The organism is Bacillus sp. SYZHCR11 (assembly GCF_057196865.1).
The window spans coordinates 354182-370768 of sequence record NZ_JBXUND010000002.1; the positions used below are offsets into that span (position 1 = coordinate 354182).

The window sequence follows — 16587 nt, forward strand, 5'->3', positions numbered from 1 at the left end:
GTAAAAACAGACATAACAGCTAAGCCGATAACAATGCATCATCTTAAGATAAATTGGGCATTTAACCCGTCCTCACACCCCGCCACCGACGACCAGCATCTAAGGCGGCGGAAAACGCCGCCCACAGCAGAGCCGAGTGCCTCCGTTGATAAAGGTAAGGAGACATCACCTGCACCGCTCAATACGAGTAGTGCTCTGTTTTTTTGATTTTCTTTTTATTCAGCAGCGCCCCCAAAAGCTTTGCCTTTGACTGCTGGAGCGCGTCTTTCGCCTTTTGGACGGTATCCATTTTCGTTTTTCCGCTCAAGACGACGAGAACGCTTCCATCTGTCTGGTTCGCTAAAATCTGGCCGTCCGCCACCGCCAAAAGCGGAGGTGAATCGAAAATAACCAGACTGTACCGGCTGTACATCTCCTGAATCAGCTCTCCCATCGCCTTTGAAGATAAAAGCTCGGCCGGATTCGGCGGCGTCGGCCCGCTCGTTAAGACGTAAAGGTTATCAATCAGCGTTTTTTGCACCGTTTCGCCGAGGGAAGCGTTTCCGACTAACACATTCGTAAGGCCTTGTACATTTTCAAGCTGATAGGTCTCGTGTATCGTCGGTTTTCGTAAATCCGCATCGACGAGCAGCACCTTTTTTTCCTGCTGCGCAAATACCGCGGCAAGGTTGGCGGCGCTGAATGACTTTCCTTCTCCCGGAACGGAGGAAGTGACGAGAATAGAGCGCAAATGGGTCTGAACAGAGGAGAACTCAATATTTGTCCGAATGGTGCGGTATTGTTCAGCCACCAATGATTTGTGATGTAAAACGGATATTTGAGCCAGTCCCCTTCTTGATTTCTTTTTTCTGAATCCCAAACGCCTCACTCCCCGAAATGTTTTTCATCAGACCGTGTCTGCTGATTTTTGATGTCATACACAACCCCTAAAACAGGCAAGTCTGTTTTTTCGCTGAGCTGCCGCTCGCTTTTAACGGTTTCATCAAGAAAGTGGAGAAAAAACGCAAGCGTCACACCCGCCATGAGAGCCGCACCGAACGCCATCATGATATTCCTGATGCGCGAAGGCTTGACCATCGGGCTTTCCGATGCTTTTGCCTCGGACAAAACAATGACGCCTTTTATATTCATCCTGTCACGGACTTCTTTTTTAAATGTCTTCATCAGCGTGTTCGCTATAGCGGCGGCCTGTTTCGGGTTCTCGTCCTGCACCGCTGCGTTAATGATCTCTGAATCGGTTTCGCTGCTTGTCGTGATCTTTGCTTTTAAAGCGGATGCCGTCTCAGAAAGATGCAGCTTCTGTTTCACTTTCTCAAGCACAACCGGGCTTTTCATTATCGTTTGAAACGTATTGTTGTAATGAAGATTCAGCTGAACGTCGCTGAGATTCGAATTTTTTTCACCGCTTGTTTCATGAATGAGCACTTGGGTCGATGCCTGATAAACGGGCGAAATCACCCGGAATTGGATGTATCCCGTCACCAGCGTTACAACTGCTGTCATGATAAAAATCAGTAAAAATCTGTGTTTAATAATGTCAAATAACTCTTTAAAACTCATATTCTCATTCATGTAATTACAGCCTCATCCTTATTGCATCAGGCTTAAACGCCCCCTTCTGTTAATGATTGGATTATAAAAGAAAAGGTCGAAATTTGAAAATTTCAAATTAAGCCATTTAGTTCTTTTTAGAGAACATTATCATGATTTTCCTCTTATTTACTGCACTTCCCTTATAATTTTAAATTTTATAAAGAACGAAAAATTTCTTATAATGAACAAAAAAATGCCAGTATACAGGGGAGAATTCAGCACAATGATTGGAAGAATAATTCGTTTATACCGCAGAAGAAAAGGCTACTCTATTAATCAGCTAGCAGTTGAAGCAGGTGTCTCTAAATCTTATTTAAGCAAGATAGAACGGGGGGTTCACTCAAATCCGTCCATCCAATTTCTGAAAAAAGTATCCGCCACCCTGCAGGTCGATCTGACGGAGCTTTTTGATGCCGAAACGATGCTGCATCACATGGGAGGCACGGAAGATGAGTGGCGCATCCACCTTGTGCAGGCCGTGCAGTCGGGCATGCCGAAAGAAGAACTGTTCACCTTTACGAACAAACTGACTGAAAAGCGCCCGGAGCCCGCACCCTACCGCAACAGAAAACTGACTGAATCCAACATTGAAGAATGGAAAGCGCTGATGCAGGAAGCAAAAGAACTCGGCTTGTCCGTTCAGGAAGTCAGATCATTTTTAGAACGGAAGCGTTACTGATGATATGCTGATGAAAGGGCTTTTATTCGCTTCATGCCTTCATCTCTGTTTATAATGAAAAGAAAAAAGGGGATGAAATCATGACAAAACTTACCGTTCAAACCCGCTGCGGCGCACTGAAAGGAACTGCCGGCCGCGGTGCCCGCACATGGAAGGGCATACCGTACGCGAAGCCGCCCGTCGGAGAGCTGAGATTTAAAGCGCCGGAGCCGCCCGCACCTTGGGACGGCATAAAACATGCCGATTCGTTCGGGCCGATTTGTCCGCAGCCGGATGATATGCTGTCCATATCGTTTTCCGGAGATATACCGCCTCAATCTGAAGATTGCCTTTACCTCAACGTTTTCGCCCCCGATTCAGAGGGCGAAAAAAAGCCTGTCATGGTATGGATACACGGCGGGGCATTTTATTTAGGTGCCGGAAGCGAACCGCTTTACGACGGATCTGCCCTTGCCGCTGACGGAGATGTCATTGTCGTGACACTCAATTACAGGCTCGGACCGTTAGGCTTTTTACATTTGTCTTCTATTCATGACGCGTATTCCGCCAATATCGGGCTGCTCGATCAGATCGCCGCGCTGCGCTGGGTGAGGGACAATATCTCCGAATTTGGAGGAGACCCGGATAACGTTACGATATTTGGTGAATCGGCAGGCGGTATGAGCATCGCTGCGCTTATGGCAATGCCTGACGCAAAAGGCCTGTTTCATAAAGCCATTTTAGAAAGCGGCGCCTCTCATACGATGCCGGCGGATATGGCAAAAGACATCGCGGCGGCATTTATTCATGAAGCCGGCACTGATCAATTGCAGGAGCTTTCCGTTAATGACCTGCTTAAGACTGCGGATAAAGTGCGGCGCTCACTGGATCAAAACATTTTTCAGCTTTTGTTTCAGCCCGCCATCGATCCGGCCACATTGCCTGCGGAACCGGTGAAAGCCATAGCAGACGGGGCCGCAGAAGGCATACCTATGATCATCGGAACCAATCGTGATGAAGCATATTTGTTTTTCACCCCTGATACAGACATTCACTCCGAGAAAAAGCAGCAAGATTATTTGCATTATCACCTCGGAGAAAACTGCACCGAGCAAGCGGCAGATTTATATCCGCATTCATTAAAGGGACAAATCGATATGATGACGGATCTGATTTTCTGGCGGCCGGCTGTCGCTTTCGCACAAGGACAGTCGCAACACGCACCGGTCTGGATGTACCGCTTTGATTGGCATGGCGAAACACCGCCGTTTCATAAAGCCGTTCACGCTCTGGAATTGCCGTTTGTGTTCGGAAACTTTGATTCTTTGAGAAAGACGCTGCAAGAGCCGCTCGGTGATGACGCAGAACAGCTTTCCAAACAAATTCAATCCGCATGGCTCGCTTTTGCAAAAACCGGAAACCCGAACACCTCTCACTTCAATTGGCCTGAATATGAAACCGATTCACGCGAAACTTTGCTTTTCAACACGGATACCGCTGTCGAAAGTGATCCCGATTCAGCAAAACGCCGCATCCTGTTTCAAGCATAACAAACGCCAAGGGAGCCGGCTCCCTTGGCGTTTCATTTTCATCTTACAGACATCAGTCAGCTTCGCAGCATATCCATTTCCGCATTACCCCTGATATGTTATATTCCAACCCAATACGTTAACCAAACATTCATAAAGGAGTTTCTATATGGAGAAATCAAGTATTATCGGTACAGCTGCCGTTATAATCGGGGCGCTTATTATCTTAGTTTCATTTATCTTCCTGCGCGACACTGATTTCTATGCCGTGAGGTGGATAGGGGTTGTTATCATGGTTGCAGGGTTTTCATTCGGTCCGGCCCACACCATTTCAAAACATAAAAACAAACATGAAAAAGAAACCCGGTAACCTTTACTGGGTTTCGTTCATACATTTCATTTTATCTCACTTCATAATGCAACTCCGCAAATTGTTTGTAACGCCTGACATCAGTCAGCTTCAGTCCTGTCTCCCGGTCTCCGGGTTTAAACAAAGAAATTCCGCGGCCGAGCAGAACGGGGGCGATCTGAATGATAAACTCATCGACAAGTTTTTCCTCCAAAACCGGGTGCAGCAGATCACTCCCGCCGACAATCCAAATCCGCTTGCCTTCTTGCCGTTTCAATGCATTTATAAAATCGGCAGGCTCTTCATGAATAAACCGCACATGTTCAGTACGCCCGGTCAATGTCCGCGAAAACACATAGCATTCTTTACCTTTGTACGGAAATTCCTCAGGCAATAAAACCAATATTTCCTCGTATGTTTTTCTGCCCATAATGATCGTATCGACAGATTCATAGAAAGCTTCATAATCGGTGCTGTCTTCACCTTCAGTTCCGATTAACCAATCTAAAGAATGATTTTCCCGCGCAAGATAGCCATCTGCGCTGACAGCTCCGTAAAAAACGAGCTTTCTTTGACCGCTCATAAAAATCCCTCCCCCTTTTTTATTATACCTTAAACATGCGGGTGAAATGAAAAATGATAAAATCGGGTAAAAACCGCCGTTACCGGGTTTTCGTTTCTTCCTGCTTTGGAGATGCTGTTAATATGCCGTCTATCCATCTTCCGGTAATCGGCATAAAGAAATGAAGGATGATCCCGCCTAAACAAACGGTTAATAACGTTCCGATGCCTACCGGACCTTTTAGCATCACGGCCAGTATGAAAAATATGAAGTAAATGACCGTTCTTGAAAAAAAGATGCTTCTCCCGGTTAAATCACGGACAATTAGCGTTAACCGATCAACCGGGATCGGTGCGAAATTTGTGTGCAGATAGGTTGCGGTTCCTATCCCTATCACAACTAAACCGATTGCAAAACAGCCCGCCTTTCCGTACCATAGTTCAGGCGTTATGACTCGATGCAGAAAAAAAAGCCACATATCAATCCCGATTCCCGTTATGAACGCCGTAATCATCCCTGAAAATTCCGGTCTTTGCCTTTTTAACATTGAATTACAGCAAATTAACAGGAAAGCGATGATGATTTCCCAGCTTCCCACGGTAAGCCCTGCATGGACGGACAATCCCACAATAAGCGCATCAAAAGGCGATGTTCCAAGATCTGATTGAATCGTGACAGAAATACCAAAGGTCAAGATCATGATTCCTAAAACATAAAAAACATATTTCACTTTATCGTCCTCATTTTCTTATTTTATGTTGCAAATACAACAAAATTACGGTATGTTTACTATACGGTATTTTCATTGCAAATACAACAAAATTCAGCTGATATGATAAATGAAGAAAGGAGCTGTATGACCATGAGTATTCAATTAAAAAAGTGCAGCCTTAACGATATAACAGAGCTCCGGGAGATAAGCATTGAAACATTCAATGATACATTTAAAGATCAAAATTCACCTGAAAATATGAAAGCTTATTTGGAAAATGCATTCCGCTCTGAACAGCTGAAAAAGGAATTATCCAATCCGTCTTCTCAATTCTATTTTATTTATTATCATGATGACCTTGCGGGGTATGTAAAAGTCAACATGAACGAAGCACAGTCAGAAAAAATGGGGGATGATTCTCTTGAGATTGAGAGAATTTATATAAGAAAAAGCCATCAGAAACACGGGCTTGGCAAATATCTGCTGAATGAAGCTGTGAAAATCGCAACAGCACACAATAAAAAGAACATCTGGCTGGGCGTATGGGAAAAAAACGAAAATGCAATCGCCTTTTATCAAAAAATGGGGTTTGTCCAAACCGGAGAACACTCTTTTTATATGGGGGATGATAAACAAGTCGACTTTATCATGACCAAAACCCTCTCGTAAAAGGATACAAAAAACCCGGCCAAGCTGCCGGGTTTTTTCTCTTATTTTAATTTTCCCGCACGGATATCATCGGTCATTCCTTCGTACGGCGCTTCTGAAATCAATGTTTCGTTATTGATTCCCGCATTGTTAAGATACGTAATATCCGCAAACTCGGGAACGACATATTTCGGGTACGTTTCATATTTCTCACGTGACTCTTTCATCACGTCAATGTAATCATTTTGGTAGCACACCGTGATTTCCGGATGCTCATGCACCCATTTCGGGAAGAAAATAATTCCGTGCATCCGTTTTTCATTCGGCATAAAGTTTAAGGAAACGTCTGTGCCTGTCGGTTCAGTCCATGACACTTTGTATACGCCTTCTGTCAGCTTGACGATATTCACTTCCTGGTCGCGCACCCAACGGCCGCCTACCATTCCGCTATGAATCCGATAGTCGATCGTATGATCATTTTTAATATAGATTTCATACTCCCAGCCGTTTTCATACGTGTAAATCATATGGCTTCCGATAAAGTTTTCCATGTTGACTCACTCTCCATCTTATTATTGAATTTCATAAATATCTAACCGAATGTCATCCGGCAATCTGACCGCAGCCCCGATAAACAGCCGGTCCTGCAGATGCTGATATGCCTCACTGCTTGTTTCAAACACAGGCACAGTGCGGAAATACACGTGCTCGGGATCAATGATGCGTTTCACTGACTCATAAATGACTTTTTTAAAGAAGGTTCATTCAAGGACGTATCACCTCCCGAGACATTATGTTTGTTTAAACATGTAACTATTTACATGATTAATTGTAACGCTGTTAAAATGGACTGTCAAATAATGAGCTGTTTCCGGTTATGTTTTACAGTGTTCAATAAAAAAGACAAGGGCGGCACATGCCGAAACCCTTGTCTTTTTCGTTTAGTACAAATTCATTACCGCTTCATGCTCCATATGCAGCTCGCGGATTAGAAAGAATGATCCGCGACATCTGCTGCAATAAAAGGAATCTTACAAAAATAAAAATGCCAGCTGGGCGTCTAAAGATTTTTCTTCCGCATCCACAGAGGAGCTTCCTATTTTGTCACCTACAGGATCATATAAACCGTCAAATTCTTTAGTTTTATCGCCGTTTAGATACCCCTCAACTGTAATTCCGCCAGTTGGATCAATAAAATAATCATCATAAGAAATTTTCTCTATTCCCTTGTACTCGTGATGCAAGTATTCGGTCATTTTACTTTTGGCTTTTTCAAAAAGAGCCTTTTCTTCCTTTTTCACATCATATTGATGCTTCATAATCAACCCTCCAACAGTTATAATTAACACCGATACAATAATAAGGTATTTTTTCAAAAAAAATCATCCCTTTCCCTACCCTATTTTACATGACAAGAAAGGTGCTATATATCTTGAGCAAGAAAATCAGGACTTCAAGCCTGACAAATGAAACATATTACAGGATGAGTCAACGTGCTTATAACTGTGACTATCTTAAAAGGAAATTAGTGAACACTGAGTATATACGTACTAATTCTTTCATTTCAAAACCTACTTACTGGTACGTCGATCAAATAAAATCAGACGATAATACAGGACTTGATTCGGTTGTATTAGTACAAGCAGTGAAGAAAAACGGAAAATGCGTAAAATCAAAAAACTCGAAAACGTGGTCGTCCCCTTTGCAGGAACCGAAATCGCAAAAGGCCCGATCTTTGACTGTGGAAATATTGTTTTCGGAATGATCCGAAAACAGAAGTGTATTATAAAGAGAAAAACAAGAATGGCTACTCTTTAAGCAAAAGGATTTATCGATTAGAGTTTTTGGGGCCAGCCAATAATACATATGAAGCATACGCAACAATAGCAGGCAAAGGTACACATGTAGCTCGCGGAATAGAAAAATGGTCCACAATTTCCGAAGCAATTGAAGGTATAATACAAAAAAGACGCCACACTGGCGTCTTTATTAATAATCGCAGTCTTTATCTCTACATTCTTTCTTTCTCACAGCATCTATAGTGTGTCCCATAATCTTGTCATTTGCTTTATCATAAATACCGTCAAATTTATTTGATGTATCATCGTTGTAATAGCCAAATACCTCTATCCCGCCCATTGGATCTGTTTCATATTTATCTTTAAATGTAACGTTATGTATTCCTTCATAATTCGCTTTGATAAATTTCTCCATTCGTTCTTGAGCAATCTTTACCTCTTCTGCCTGTTCATTTTTATCATTAATATTCTTCATTATAAAACCCCCAACTGCTATTAAGATAATGAAGATAATAATATATTTTTTCACAGAATCATCCGTCCCATCAGTTATGATGAAGCTCGCGGAATGGAAAAATGGTGGTGACATCCGATGCATTTAGGGTCTTAAGATTTTTCTTCAATGTCCGCAGAGGATCAAATAAGCGGCAATCCAGAGTACTTCTTTATTCCAGCGTCTTTTTAGTATTCACATTCTTTTTCCTGACATTCGGGTTTCTCTTCTGCATCGACTGACGAAACTCCTATTTCATCATTCGTTTTGTCATAAAGTCCGAAAAATTCTTTTTCCTTATTACCATTCAAGTACCCCTTCAAGGAAATACCACCCATAGGATTTATTTTATAATTGTTAATGTATGTAATCCGCTTTATATTTTTGTAATTAGCTTTTATATAACTTTCCATTTTATTTTTCGCTTGGATAAAAAGTTCTTGTTCTGCTTCTTTTTAATCATGGTGGTACTTCATGTAGATACTTCCTGACGCTATAGTTATCACAAATATTAGGGCAATTTTGCATCTCTTCACAAACTCATCCTTTCTTAGATTAAATTTATATCAACCTCGGGGTGTTGTACATGTCTAAAAAACATCAACGTATCAAGTATCAGTGATCGAGAATACTTTTTTATAAGCGTTAGTTATAGTTAGATCTAGGTTAAATGAAGTAATGAAGGAGAAAGGAATTCAAATCCAGAAGGAATTGGCTGATTTAGTTGGTTCTACTGAGGCTGCGATAAGCAGATTTAAAACAAATACAAGATATGATATCACAACACTATTCATTATTAACTGAGGATTAAATGTACCTATGGAAGATTTGTTTTATGTCGAGGAGATAGAGTAAGAGCAATAAAACAAAATTAGCTCAGCTCGATTGAGCTGGCTAATTTATCTTGTACAAAGCTTATCTTTACATTCTTCTTTGGGTTCGGCATCAACCGTATATGATAATATTTCTTTATTGCCTGGATCATATAGACCTTCAAACTCTTTTTTTCCATTCGTATAACCCTTAATACTAATACCACCCATTGGATTAATATGGTAATCCTCGGAAAAATGGATATTATCCACATTTTTATAGTTCATTGTTAAAAACTTTTCCATATGATTCTGGGCTTCTTCGAATAACGCAATCTCTTTTTCCTTCTGATCATACTGATGCTTCATAAAAAGTCCCCCAACTGCTATAATTATTAAAATAAGGATAATTATGTACTTTTTCTTTTTCATTTGGAAATCAATCCCTTCCTATAAATAACTGTCGTTCTTAAGTAAACGAAATGAGCGAAAACTTGATATGAATATACTTTCAGCATGTCAAAAGCAAAGCTAACCAATTCAGAATTCATCGCGATTGTTGCTGACAAGTTAAGATTGGAACTTAAAGCGAGTAAAATGCTGATCTGACGTTTTCCTGTCGTTGAGTTGTCATGATATTTGTACGCGTTTACCGTTAATATCGGGGATACCTCGACAAATGAGACGGTAGAGGCGATTGATCTCAGGAATAGGTTTGAACTGTATGAGAAACATATCACGAATTTTGTAAGATAATTAAACAAAATAAATACCCACTCATCCTGAGGTGGGTATTTTACCTTTCTTCGGCATTGACCACTGAAATACCTATCTCCTTGTTCGTTGGATCATATATACCGGAAAATTCTTTTTCTTTATTATTATTTATGTAGCCTGAAACTTCAACTCCGCCTGTCGGATCGATATTGTAGTCTTTTGAAAAGTGAACTTCCTGTACATTTTTATAGTCTTTTTTTAAGTAATTCCTCATATGATCTTGCGCCTCAATCACAAGTTTTTCTTCGTTTTTATGTTTATCATATTGATGCTTCACGAAAAAACCTCCCACTGCTATAATTATAACAATTAGGATAATAATGTATTTTCTCATGCGTATCATCCTTTCGGAACTATTTTACAATATAAGAAAGGTGATGTATATATGCCAAAAGGAAAAGAAATAACCGTCTCTGATGTCACAGATAAAGAATATTACCGTTTGAGTCAAGCAGCTTACAATTATAAAATGTTAGCCCTGCATATGAAATATAAAACTCCTTATAAAATAAGTAAGACGTCATATTGGTACGTTGAGAAAGTGAAGCAGGATTCTGATACGGGTCTTGATGCCTTTGTATTCTCAAAAGGCATCAAGTCCAAAAACGGAAAATGGATAAAATCAAAAAACCCCGAAAACGTGGTCGTCGCTTTTGCGGGAACCGATATCGGAAAAGACCCGATCAATGACGGCGTAAAAGCGGACGGCGGGAATATTGTTTTCGGAAATGATCCGCAAAAAGAAGTGTATTATATTGTAAAAAAAGGCGCGGAGGATACCTCGAAAACACTCGGAAAATATAATGGAACGCCCTCTCAAGACGCCATGCTCACAACCGGAAAGTATAAGCTGATAACGAAAACATCGCAAATCGATCAAGCCGATCAGCTGGTACGCAGCGTAAAGAAAAAGTATGCCGGAACATCAACGATTATTTCAACAACCGGCCATTCACTCGGCGGCGCTGAGGCCGAATACAGCGCGGTGAATAATGATGTGTACGCCGTCGCGTTTAACAGCCCTTCCGTCGTGAAACTGCACGATGAGGAAACAAAGAAAGACATCAACAGCGGCATATACGATCCTTACATCCGGTCAATTATCAATCCGGACGACATGGTCGGGGCGGGTTATTGGAACGAATATGACCGCCACAACGGGACAACGATTTATACGAAAAACCCCTCACTCTCACAGTTCAGCCGGAAGCAGCGGCTTGATGGGAACTTGAACGAGCAGATCGGCAAAAATCTCGCTTATTTCTTTACTACCGTCATTCTGAGAAATCCGGATACACACGGCTTAAATGAAGCGAATTTCATATTTGACCGAAACGGAAACATCACAAATCCGAACGGAGATGAGTTAGTCTTCGATAAAAATCTCGGCGCTCTTCTGCCGGCCGGTGCGATCGGAAGCGGAGACGCGATAAAAGTAACGCCGAAAAACGCAAAGAAGCTGGCTGAAAAGGTGCAGGCCATGACTGAGGATTTGCGGACGATGAAAAAAGAAGCGCAGAACGCCTATCAGGAGCACGATGAAAAAATCGCCGAGCTGAAAACGGAATTTTACGGCCAAGTCGGACACGGCTTGTTTGATCAGCTTCAAGCACAGGACGTGACCAATACAATTGAAGATATTGCGCAATCCTACGATAAAGGACCGATTTTTTACGACACACAGGCTGAGCAGGCGTTTATTGATTCTTTGCAGGCGGCGATCACGGACCTTGAAGAGATCGGCGGATTCTTACATAAAATAGCGGACGAATTTCAGGAAAAAGACCAGATGCTCGCAAACTGGTTAAGATGATAGAGGTGGATACATAATGCCGACATTAGACGAACTTTTAGAACACAAGGACGACCCGATGAAGAAAAGGCTGCAGCGGCAGATGCTGAAAACCGCCATGACGCAGGCAGCGGGGACAAAACTGGAAACAGTGCGCCAAACGCTGAAACCGACATTCGAAATGGATACGTTGAAAGATGAATTATATGAAGTGTATTCAGCACTATTGAACAGCTTTGAAGGCAAGGCGCAAAAAGCTCTTGCGCAGCGGATCAGTGAAAGTGCGCGGCTGATTGCCGGCACCGAACATAACAGAGACACATTCATTAACAGTTTCAAAACAAGATAAAATAAAAAAACCTCGCAGATTTATCATCTGCGAGGTTTTTCCTATCTTCTTAACTGAGACGCGCTCGGAGGGATTCGAACCCCCGACAGACGTGGTACCGGAAACCACCGCTCTATCCAACTGAGCTACGAGCGCACGTTTTTTCAATCAGATACCTTTATATTATAATAAAGAAACGCACAGAAAGCAACTCTTTTTTGATTATACACAACAGGATTATGCAGCGTCCTCGTGCAGCATAATCCTGCATCGTTTAACGGCATTGATTTTCACAAAAAATGTATTTCAGGCGGACTGCCCTCGGCTCGGTACATTTCCACCCGCTTCAGAAAAAGCGATAATCACCCGTTTCAGCTTTTTTTCCAAATGTCCTTTAACGTCCAATAGGTGAATTCCTCAACCTTTACGGCGCCTTTCTCAGAAAACAGCTCAATCCCCAATCTGCCTTCATTCGGATAGATACGGCTTGTCATCGTTGTTTCTCCATGATTGGCGAATACTTCAATCGAGGATCTGTCAATAAAGATACGCAGCGCCAGCTTGCCGTTTGCATCCAGCCGCACCCTTCTCACACCGTCTTTCTCTTTCCCCATCTTGGTGCAATCAAGTGTCAGCTTTTTATCCGTTAGATTGTATGCCAGCACAAGTTCTTCTTCGTCAAGGCCGCGAATCTTAAAACCTGCCGTTTCGGCATCAGAATCGTTTACATCAAACACGGCTCGGACTTCAAGCAGGTCTTCGGACGTCTTTGCCAAGTAACTCCCTGAAACCGATCGTCCGGCACATTCCCGATATTCCATTTTCCGCAGCTGCTTGGTTTCTTCCACGGGATTCATCAAAAGTTTATGATCATCACGCAAGGTCAGTTCCCGCGGCAAAGTCAGTGCACCGCACCATCCGTCCGCTTTTGTCGGCATCTCAGATTCCCACATATCCATCCAGCCGATGGCAATTCTGCGTCCTTTATCATCTAATAATGTTTGCACGGCGTAAAAGTCATGGCCGTGATCCAGTTCTTTAAAAGCGCCGTGTGTAAATTTGTTTGTTTCATTATTATAGTCACCGATTAAATAGCCGGTTTGATGTAAATTGTTATATGAATCGCCGTCCGCCTCGATACCCTGGGGCGAAATCAGCAGGACATGTTTGCCGCCTAATTCAAAGAAATCAGGACATTCCCACATATAACCGAGATTACCGTCACTTTGGGCGAGAACCCCCGCGTATTCCCAATCACGCAAATCAGGTGAACGGTATAAAACGACCCGTCCGACGTTTTCTTTTGAAGAGTTGCCGATGACCATATACCAAACATCGCGATGCTTCCATACTTTCGGATCGCGGAAATGACGGGCGCTGTCTTCCGGCGGTTCCGTAATAACAGGGTTTTCCTGAAGCTTTTCAAACACGGTTCCATCTTGGCTGACAGCGATATTTTGAGTCTGATAGAATAGGTCTTTCTCTTGATCAATTATATTATGTCCTGTATAGATAAGGGCTAATCTTCCATGATCATCGACCGCGCTTCCCGAAAAACAGCCGCTTTGATCGAATTCGTCCCCCGGAGCTAAGGCAACCGGCAGGTGCTCCCAATGAATGAGATCTTTACTTTTTACATGTCCCCAATGCATCGGCCCCCAATGCTCATCATACGGATGATGCTGAAAAAAGACGTGGTATTCTCCTTTAAACTGAATAAGCCCGTTCGGATCATTGATCCAATTCGCCCGCGGCATAATATGATACCCCAATCGATATCTTTGTTTCACTTTACCCTCGGCTTCCTTCAAAGCTTCTTCCGCCTGCTGAATTCTGTCCATTTGTAACATCCTCTCTATCCGATTTTTTGCAGACGCTGGACACGCCTGCTGTTTTGTTTCGGGCCCAATAAAGTAAATATGGAGATGACGGTAAAACCAAAGACGACGAATCCCATGATGAGATAGGTTTGACGGAACCCCGCACTGTCATATAATCCTCCCGCAAGCGGCGACAGAATCGACGCGCCTGCCTGAGATGCGAATTGAAAACCGACGAGATAAAGGACGGACGACAGACGCGTATCAAAATTGGCGGCCAAATATTTAAAAACGGCGATCAGCATAATCGGCAATTCCAGTGCGTGGATGAGTTTCATTGATGAAATGCCTACAGGCTCAACTGCAATTCCGGACCCGACGATGCGGAAAGCCATTAAAAACCCCGCTAAAATCAAACTGTTTTTCGCTCCGAACTTATTGACGATAAAAGGCGCAAGAAACATCATGCCGGCCTCCAAAAACACCTGGAATGAATTCAGATAGCCGAATACTTGGTTACCCATCGACACTGAAGGAAACAAAGACGCATAGTAGATCGGGAACTGCTGATCATAAACGCCGTAAATGCAAGTCACCCCGATAATGTACATCATAAAAAACCAGAAATCTTTTAATAAAAAGAGCCGCCCCACATCTTTTAACCGGACCGATTCCGCTCTGTTTTTCTCATGATCGGTCATTTCTATTTTCACGGACATGATAATGGCCGTTAATATGACGGCTGAAACAGACGCGATCCAGAAGTTGATATTGGGATTGATATTGAAAAGCTGCCCTGCAAAAAATGCAGCCGCCGCCCAGCCCAGCGAGCCCCACATTCTTGATTTTCCATACTCGAAATCATACTTACGGCTGACCTTTTCAATGTACGTTTCAATCGCGCCTATTCCCGCCAAAAAAGCGGCTCCCAAATATAAGCCTCCGACAACGGCGCCAAGAAAGACGTTGTATTGTAAAAGCGGCCCATAGACGTAGATATAAAACGGACCCGTGAATATGAGAAGACAGCTGATCATAAACAAAATCTTTTTCTTCAGCCCCAATTTGTCAGAGATAAAACCGTAAAGAGGCTGCATGCACAGGGCAAATACGGCGTTTACAGAAAAGATAATGCCTGTCGCTGATCCGTTTAAATTGATTTCCTGCCCTAACCAAATCGCAAATAAAGAATAGCTGGAAGACCAAGTAAAAAAGAAAAAGAAGAAATAAGCACTCAGTTTCCAATACAGACTTTTTGAGCTTTTCATTTGCACCGCTCCTTTAATAGGACCTTTTAATAGTCATTTTGAGCCGCATACTTCCTTCTTCATATTCATCACATACATGCGAGCTCTGAGTAAGCGCTTACTTTCCGCCGCTGCTTGATTCTTTCACTTTATTGCCGCCAGCCATCTCTCCATACCCGTCACTTCCCTTCACTCCGTAAATAAAGCGCTTTCAAAAAGAATTGTATGTCAACCGGTTTCATATGTCAATCGGTTGACATATGATTTTCTGATTATTCCAATCAAACAAAACGCACCCTCTTTATATGAAAACAGAAACATGGAATGTCCTTGCACATGTCAGCCTGATTCTCTAAAATAAGTGCGTGACGGAAATTGTAAGCCATTTCAGTAAGCAGGAGGGCACGGGAATGAAGCCTAACATTCATGATGTTGCGAAAATAGCGGGAGTTTCATCTACAACCGTTTCGCGGGTATTAAATAACCGCGGCTATATCAGCGAAAAAACAAAAGAAAAAGTGTACAAGGCGATGGAAGAAATCAATTACTTTCCAAACGATCTGGCCCGCTCTTTATTCCGAAAACGAACCAATTTAATAGGACTTATCATCCCAAACTCCAGCAACCCGTTTTTCGGCGAACTCGCCTTTCATATTGAAAGCATTTGTACGTCCATGGGCTACAAACTGCTGCTTTGCAACAGTTTACATCGAAAGGATAAGGAAGAAAAATATTTGGAGATGCTGATAAGAAACCAAGTGGACGGCGTGATCGCCGTGACTTATAACCGGGGAATTCTCAATTATCACAAGCAGAATCTGCCGATTGTCGCCATTGATCATTACTTATCGGACACGATTCCCGTCGTCGGCTCAGACAACTATGACGGCGGAAAAAAGGCGGCTGAACTGCTGATTGAAAAAGGGTGCCGGCACATCGTCCATCTCAACGGCCCGATTGAACTCGAAACACCGGCAAACCTCAGAAGAAAAGCATACGAAGACGTCATGCATGAACACGGACGGAAGCCTATTACATATGAAGTACCCTTTTATCAGCATTACCATGATATTATTTCAACATTATTCGATGAACAGCCTGACACCGACGGAATTTTTGCCAGCGATGATATCATGGCGGCTGCCGTGATGACCGAGGCCAAAAAACGGGGGAAAGACATCCCGAATCAATTAAAAGTGATCGGTTATGACGGCACTGAAACCGTTCAATCGGTTCTGCCGGACTTGACAACCATCCAGCAGCCGATCGAATTGATTTCCAAAACAGCCATCGAGATTTTAGCAAAAGAAATTGAAGGCGAATTTGATGATTTGCCGCTGGAAACGTATTTGCCGGTACGGCTTTTGGAAGGACGGACAACGTAGTCAGACCGTTCAGCCGTATGTACCGACGCGACTGCGGTCTATTTTGAGCGCTCCGGCCATATCATTTTCTCAAGGCTCCGGCG

The 16587-nt window shown here is 42.8% G+C and carries 21 protein-coding genes, 1 tRNA gene and 1 pseudogene; 9 read left to right on the forward strand and 14 right to left on the reverse strand.

Features of this window, described 5'->3' with window-relative positions:
• Nucleotides 1–178: 178 nt before the first annotated feature.
• Together epsB and AC2CGA_RS08450 are read right to left on the reverse strand one after the other, a co-directional pair.
• Entirely contained in the window at nucleotides 179–859 is a 681-nt protein-coding gene (gene epsB, locus AC2CGA_RS08445; protein WP_003151543.1) for a protein tyrosine kinase EpsB, read from the reverse strand.
• Between the two features lie 5 nt (nucleotides 860–864).
• Nucleotides 865–1572 carry a YveK family protein gene (locus AC2CGA_RS08450; RefSeq protein WP_014305878.1) on the reverse strand — a complete coding sequence of 236 codons (708 nt, stop codon included), beginning with the start codon at nucleotides 1570–1572 and terminating at the stop codon, nucleotides 865–867.
• A gap of 244 nt (nucleotides 1573–1816) precedes the next feature.
• On the opposite strand from AC2CGA_RS08450, the gene slrR reads away from it, so the two are divergent.
• The 3 genes from slrR (at nucleotide 1817) to AC2CGA_RS08465 (ending at nucleotide 4150) form a co-directional block, all read left to right on the forward strand.
• Nucleotides 1817–2272, forward strand: a complete 456-nt coding sequence (slrR, locus tag AC2CGA_RS08455; RefSeq protein WP_003151541.1) for an HTH-type transcriptional regulator SlrR — start codon at nucleotides 1817–1819, stop codon at nucleotides 2270–2272.
• Between the two features lie 80 nt (nucleotides 2273–2352).
• Nucleotides 2353–3801, forward strand: coding sequence for a carboxylesterase/lipase family protein (locus tag AC2CGA_RS08460; RefSeq protein WP_015387670.1), 1449 nt, complete (start codon nucleotides 2353–2355; stop codon nucleotides 3799–3801).
• A gap of 148 nt (nucleotides 3802–3949) precedes the next feature.
• Nucleotides 3950–4150 carry a hypothetical protein gene (locus AC2CGA_RS08465; protein ID WP_003151539.1) on the forward strand — a complete coding sequence of 67 codons (201 nt, stop codon included), beginning with the start codon at nucleotides 3950–3952 and terminating at the stop codon, nucleotides 4148–4150.
• A gap of 31 nt (nucleotides 4151–4181) precedes the next feature.
• On the opposite strand, the gene AC2CGA_RS08470 is transcribed toward AC2CGA_RS08465, so the two are convergent.
• Both AC2CGA_RS08470 and AC2CGA_RS08475 read right to left on the reverse strand, forming a co-directional pair.
• The gene (locus tag AC2CGA_RS08470) at nucleotides 4182–4712 is read right to left on the reverse strand and encodes a dihydrofolate reductase family protein (protein ID WP_003151538.1); all 531 of its coding nucleotides are present in this window, start codon (nucleotides 4710–4712) and stop codon (nucleotides 4182–4184) included.
• Nucleotides 4713–4791: 79 nt separating this feature from the next.
• Complete coding sequence (locus tag AC2CGA_RS08475; protein ID WP_014305880.1) at nucleotides 4792–5421, reverse strand: YczE/YyaS/YitT family protein; 630 nt, start codon at nucleotides 5419–5421, stop codon at nucleotides 4792–4794.
• Nucleotides 5422–5553: 132 nt separating this feature from the next.
• Here AC2CGA_RS08475 and paiA point away from each other — a divergent pair, with 132 nt between their 5' ends.
• Nucleotides 5554–6072: a spermidine/spermine N(1)-acetyltransferase gene (gene paiA / locus AC2CGA_RS08480; protein WP_060387177.1), complete on the forward strand. Its 519-nt coding sequence runs from the start codon at nucleotides 5554–5556 to the stop codon at nucleotides 6070–6072.
• A 41-nt stretch (nucleotides 6073–6113) separates the two neighbouring features.
• Here paiA and AC2CGA_RS08485 read toward each other — a convergent pair whose 3' ends face one another.
• The 5 genes from AC2CGA_RS08485 to AC2CGA_RS08505 form a co-directional block, all read right to left on the reverse strand.
• Nucleotides 6114–6602, reverse strand: coding sequence for a phenolic acid decarboxylase (locus AC2CGA_RS08485; protein ID WP_014305882.1), 489 nt, complete (start codon nucleotides 6600–6602; stop codon nucleotides 6114–6116).
• Nucleotides 6603–6623: 21 nt separating this feature from the next.
• A complete protein-coding gene (locus AC2CGA_RS08490; RefSeq protein WP_003151533.1) occupies nucleotides 6624–6782 on the reverse strand; it encodes a DUF3237 family protein in 159 nt (52 codons plus the stop codon).
• Between the two features lie 300 nt (nucleotides 6783–7082).
• A complete protein-coding gene (locus tag AC2CGA_RS08495) occupies nucleotides 7083–7427 on the reverse strand; it encodes a DUF1433 domain-containing protein (protein ID WP_021734097.1) in 345 nt (114 codons plus the stop codon).
• A gap of 613 nt (nucleotides 7428–8040) precedes the next feature.
• On the reverse strand, nucleotides 8041–8325 hold the full coding sequence (locus AC2CGA_RS08500; protein ID WP_014305885.1) for a DUF1433 domain-containing protein: 285 nt from the start codon (nucleotides 8323–8325) through the stop codon (nucleotides 8041–8043).
• Nucleotides 8326–8531: 206 nt separating this feature from the next.
• Nucleotides 8532–8774 carry a DUF1433 domain-containing protein gene (locus tag AC2CGA_RS08505; RefSeq protein ID WP_223203804.1) on the reverse strand — a complete coding sequence of 81 codons (243 nt, stop codon included), beginning with the start codon at nucleotides 8772–8774 and terminating at the stop codon, nucleotides 8532–8534.
• A 247-nt stretch (nucleotides 8775–9021) separates the two neighbouring features.
• Here AC2CGA_RS08505 and AC2CGA_RS08510 point away from each other — a divergent pair, with 247 nt between their 5' ends.
• Nucleotides 9022–9147, forward strand: coding sequence for a hypothetical protein (locus AC2CGA_RS08510; RefSeq protein ID WP_015387666.1), 126 nt, complete (start codon nucleotides 9022–9024; stop codon nucleotides 9145–9147).
• A 95-nt stretch (nucleotides 9148–9242) separates the two neighbouring features.
• On the opposite strand, the gene AC2CGA_RS08515 is transcribed toward AC2CGA_RS08510, so the two are convergent.
• Nucleotides 9243–9587 (reverse strand): DUF1433 domain-containing protein, encoded by a 345-nt coding sequence (locus tag AC2CGA_RS08515; RefSeq protein WP_015387665.1) that lies wholly within the window; start codon nucleotides 9585–9587, stop codon nucleotides 9243–9245.
• A 66-nt stretch (nucleotides 9588–9653) separates the two neighbouring features.
• On the opposite strand from AC2CGA_RS08515, the pseudogene AC2CGA_RS08520 reads away from it, so the two are divergent.
• Nucleotides 9654–9764, forward strand: a pseudogene (locus AC2CGA_RS08520) (sporulation transcription factor Spo0A); the annotation flags it as partial.
• A gap of 187 nt (nucleotides 9765–9951) precedes the next feature.
• Here the strand turns inward: AC2CGA_RS08520 and AC2CGA_RS08525 are convergent.
• Nucleotides 9952–10266, reverse strand: coding sequence for a DUF1433 domain-containing protein (locus AC2CGA_RS08525; protein ID WP_014305887.1), 315 nt, complete (start codon nucleotides 10264–10266; stop codon nucleotides 9952–9954).
• A 51-nt stretch (nucleotides 10267–10317) separates the two neighbouring features.
• Between AC2CGA_RS08525 and AC2CGA_RS08530 the strand changes: the two genes are divergently transcribed.
• The gene (locus AC2CGA_RS08530) at nucleotides 10318–11745 is read left to right on the forward strand and encodes a lipase (RefSeq protein ID WP_349686214.1); all 1428 of its coding nucleotides are present in this window, start codon (nucleotides 10318–10320) and stop codon (nucleotides 11743–11745) included.
• A gap of 16 nt (nucleotides 11746–11761) precedes the next feature.
• On the forward strand, nucleotides 11762–12073 hold the full coding sequence (locus tag AC2CGA_RS08535) for a hypothetical protein (protein WP_003151521.1): 312 nt from the start codon (nucleotides 11762–11764) through the stop codon (nucleotides 12071–12073).
• A 59-nt stretch (nucleotides 12074–12132) separates the two neighbouring features.
• Here the strand turns inward: AC2CGA_RS08535 and AC2CGA_RS08540 are convergent.
• The 3 genes from AC2CGA_RS08540 to AC2CGA_RS08550 all read right to left on the reverse strand — a co-directional run bounded on the left by AC2CGA_RS08540 (nucleotide 12133) and on the right by AC2CGA_RS08550 (nucleotide 15140).
• Nucleotides 12133–12208, reverse strand: a tRNA-Arg gene (locus AC2CGA_RS08540).
• A 215-nt stretch (nucleotides 12209–12423) separates the two neighbouring features.
• The gene (locus tag AC2CGA_RS08545) at nucleotides 12424–13893 is read right to left on the reverse strand and encodes a glycoside hydrolase family 32 protein (protein ID WP_230639648.1); all 1470 of its coding nucleotides are present in this window, start codon (nucleotides 13891–13893) and stop codon (nucleotides 12424–12426) included.
• A 14-nt stretch (nucleotides 13894–13907) separates the two neighbouring features.
• Nucleotides 13908–15140 carry an MFS transporter gene (locus AC2CGA_RS08550; RefSeq protein WP_024085837.1) on the reverse strand — a complete coding sequence of 411 codons (1233 nt, stop codon included), beginning with the start codon at nucleotides 15138–15140 and terminating at the stop codon, nucleotides 13908–13910.
• 389 nt (nucleotides 15141–15529) lie between these two features.
• Between AC2CGA_RS08550 and AC2CGA_RS08555 the strand changes: the two genes are divergently transcribed.
• Nucleotides 15530–16504 carry a LacI family DNA-binding transcriptional regulator gene (locus tag AC2CGA_RS08555; RefSeq protein WP_024085838.1) on the forward strand — a complete coding sequence of 325 codons (975 nt, stop codon included), beginning with the start codon at nucleotides 15530–15532 and terminating at the stop codon, nucleotides 16502–16504.
• The last annotated feature ends 83 nt before the right edge of the window (nucleotides 16505–16587 follow it).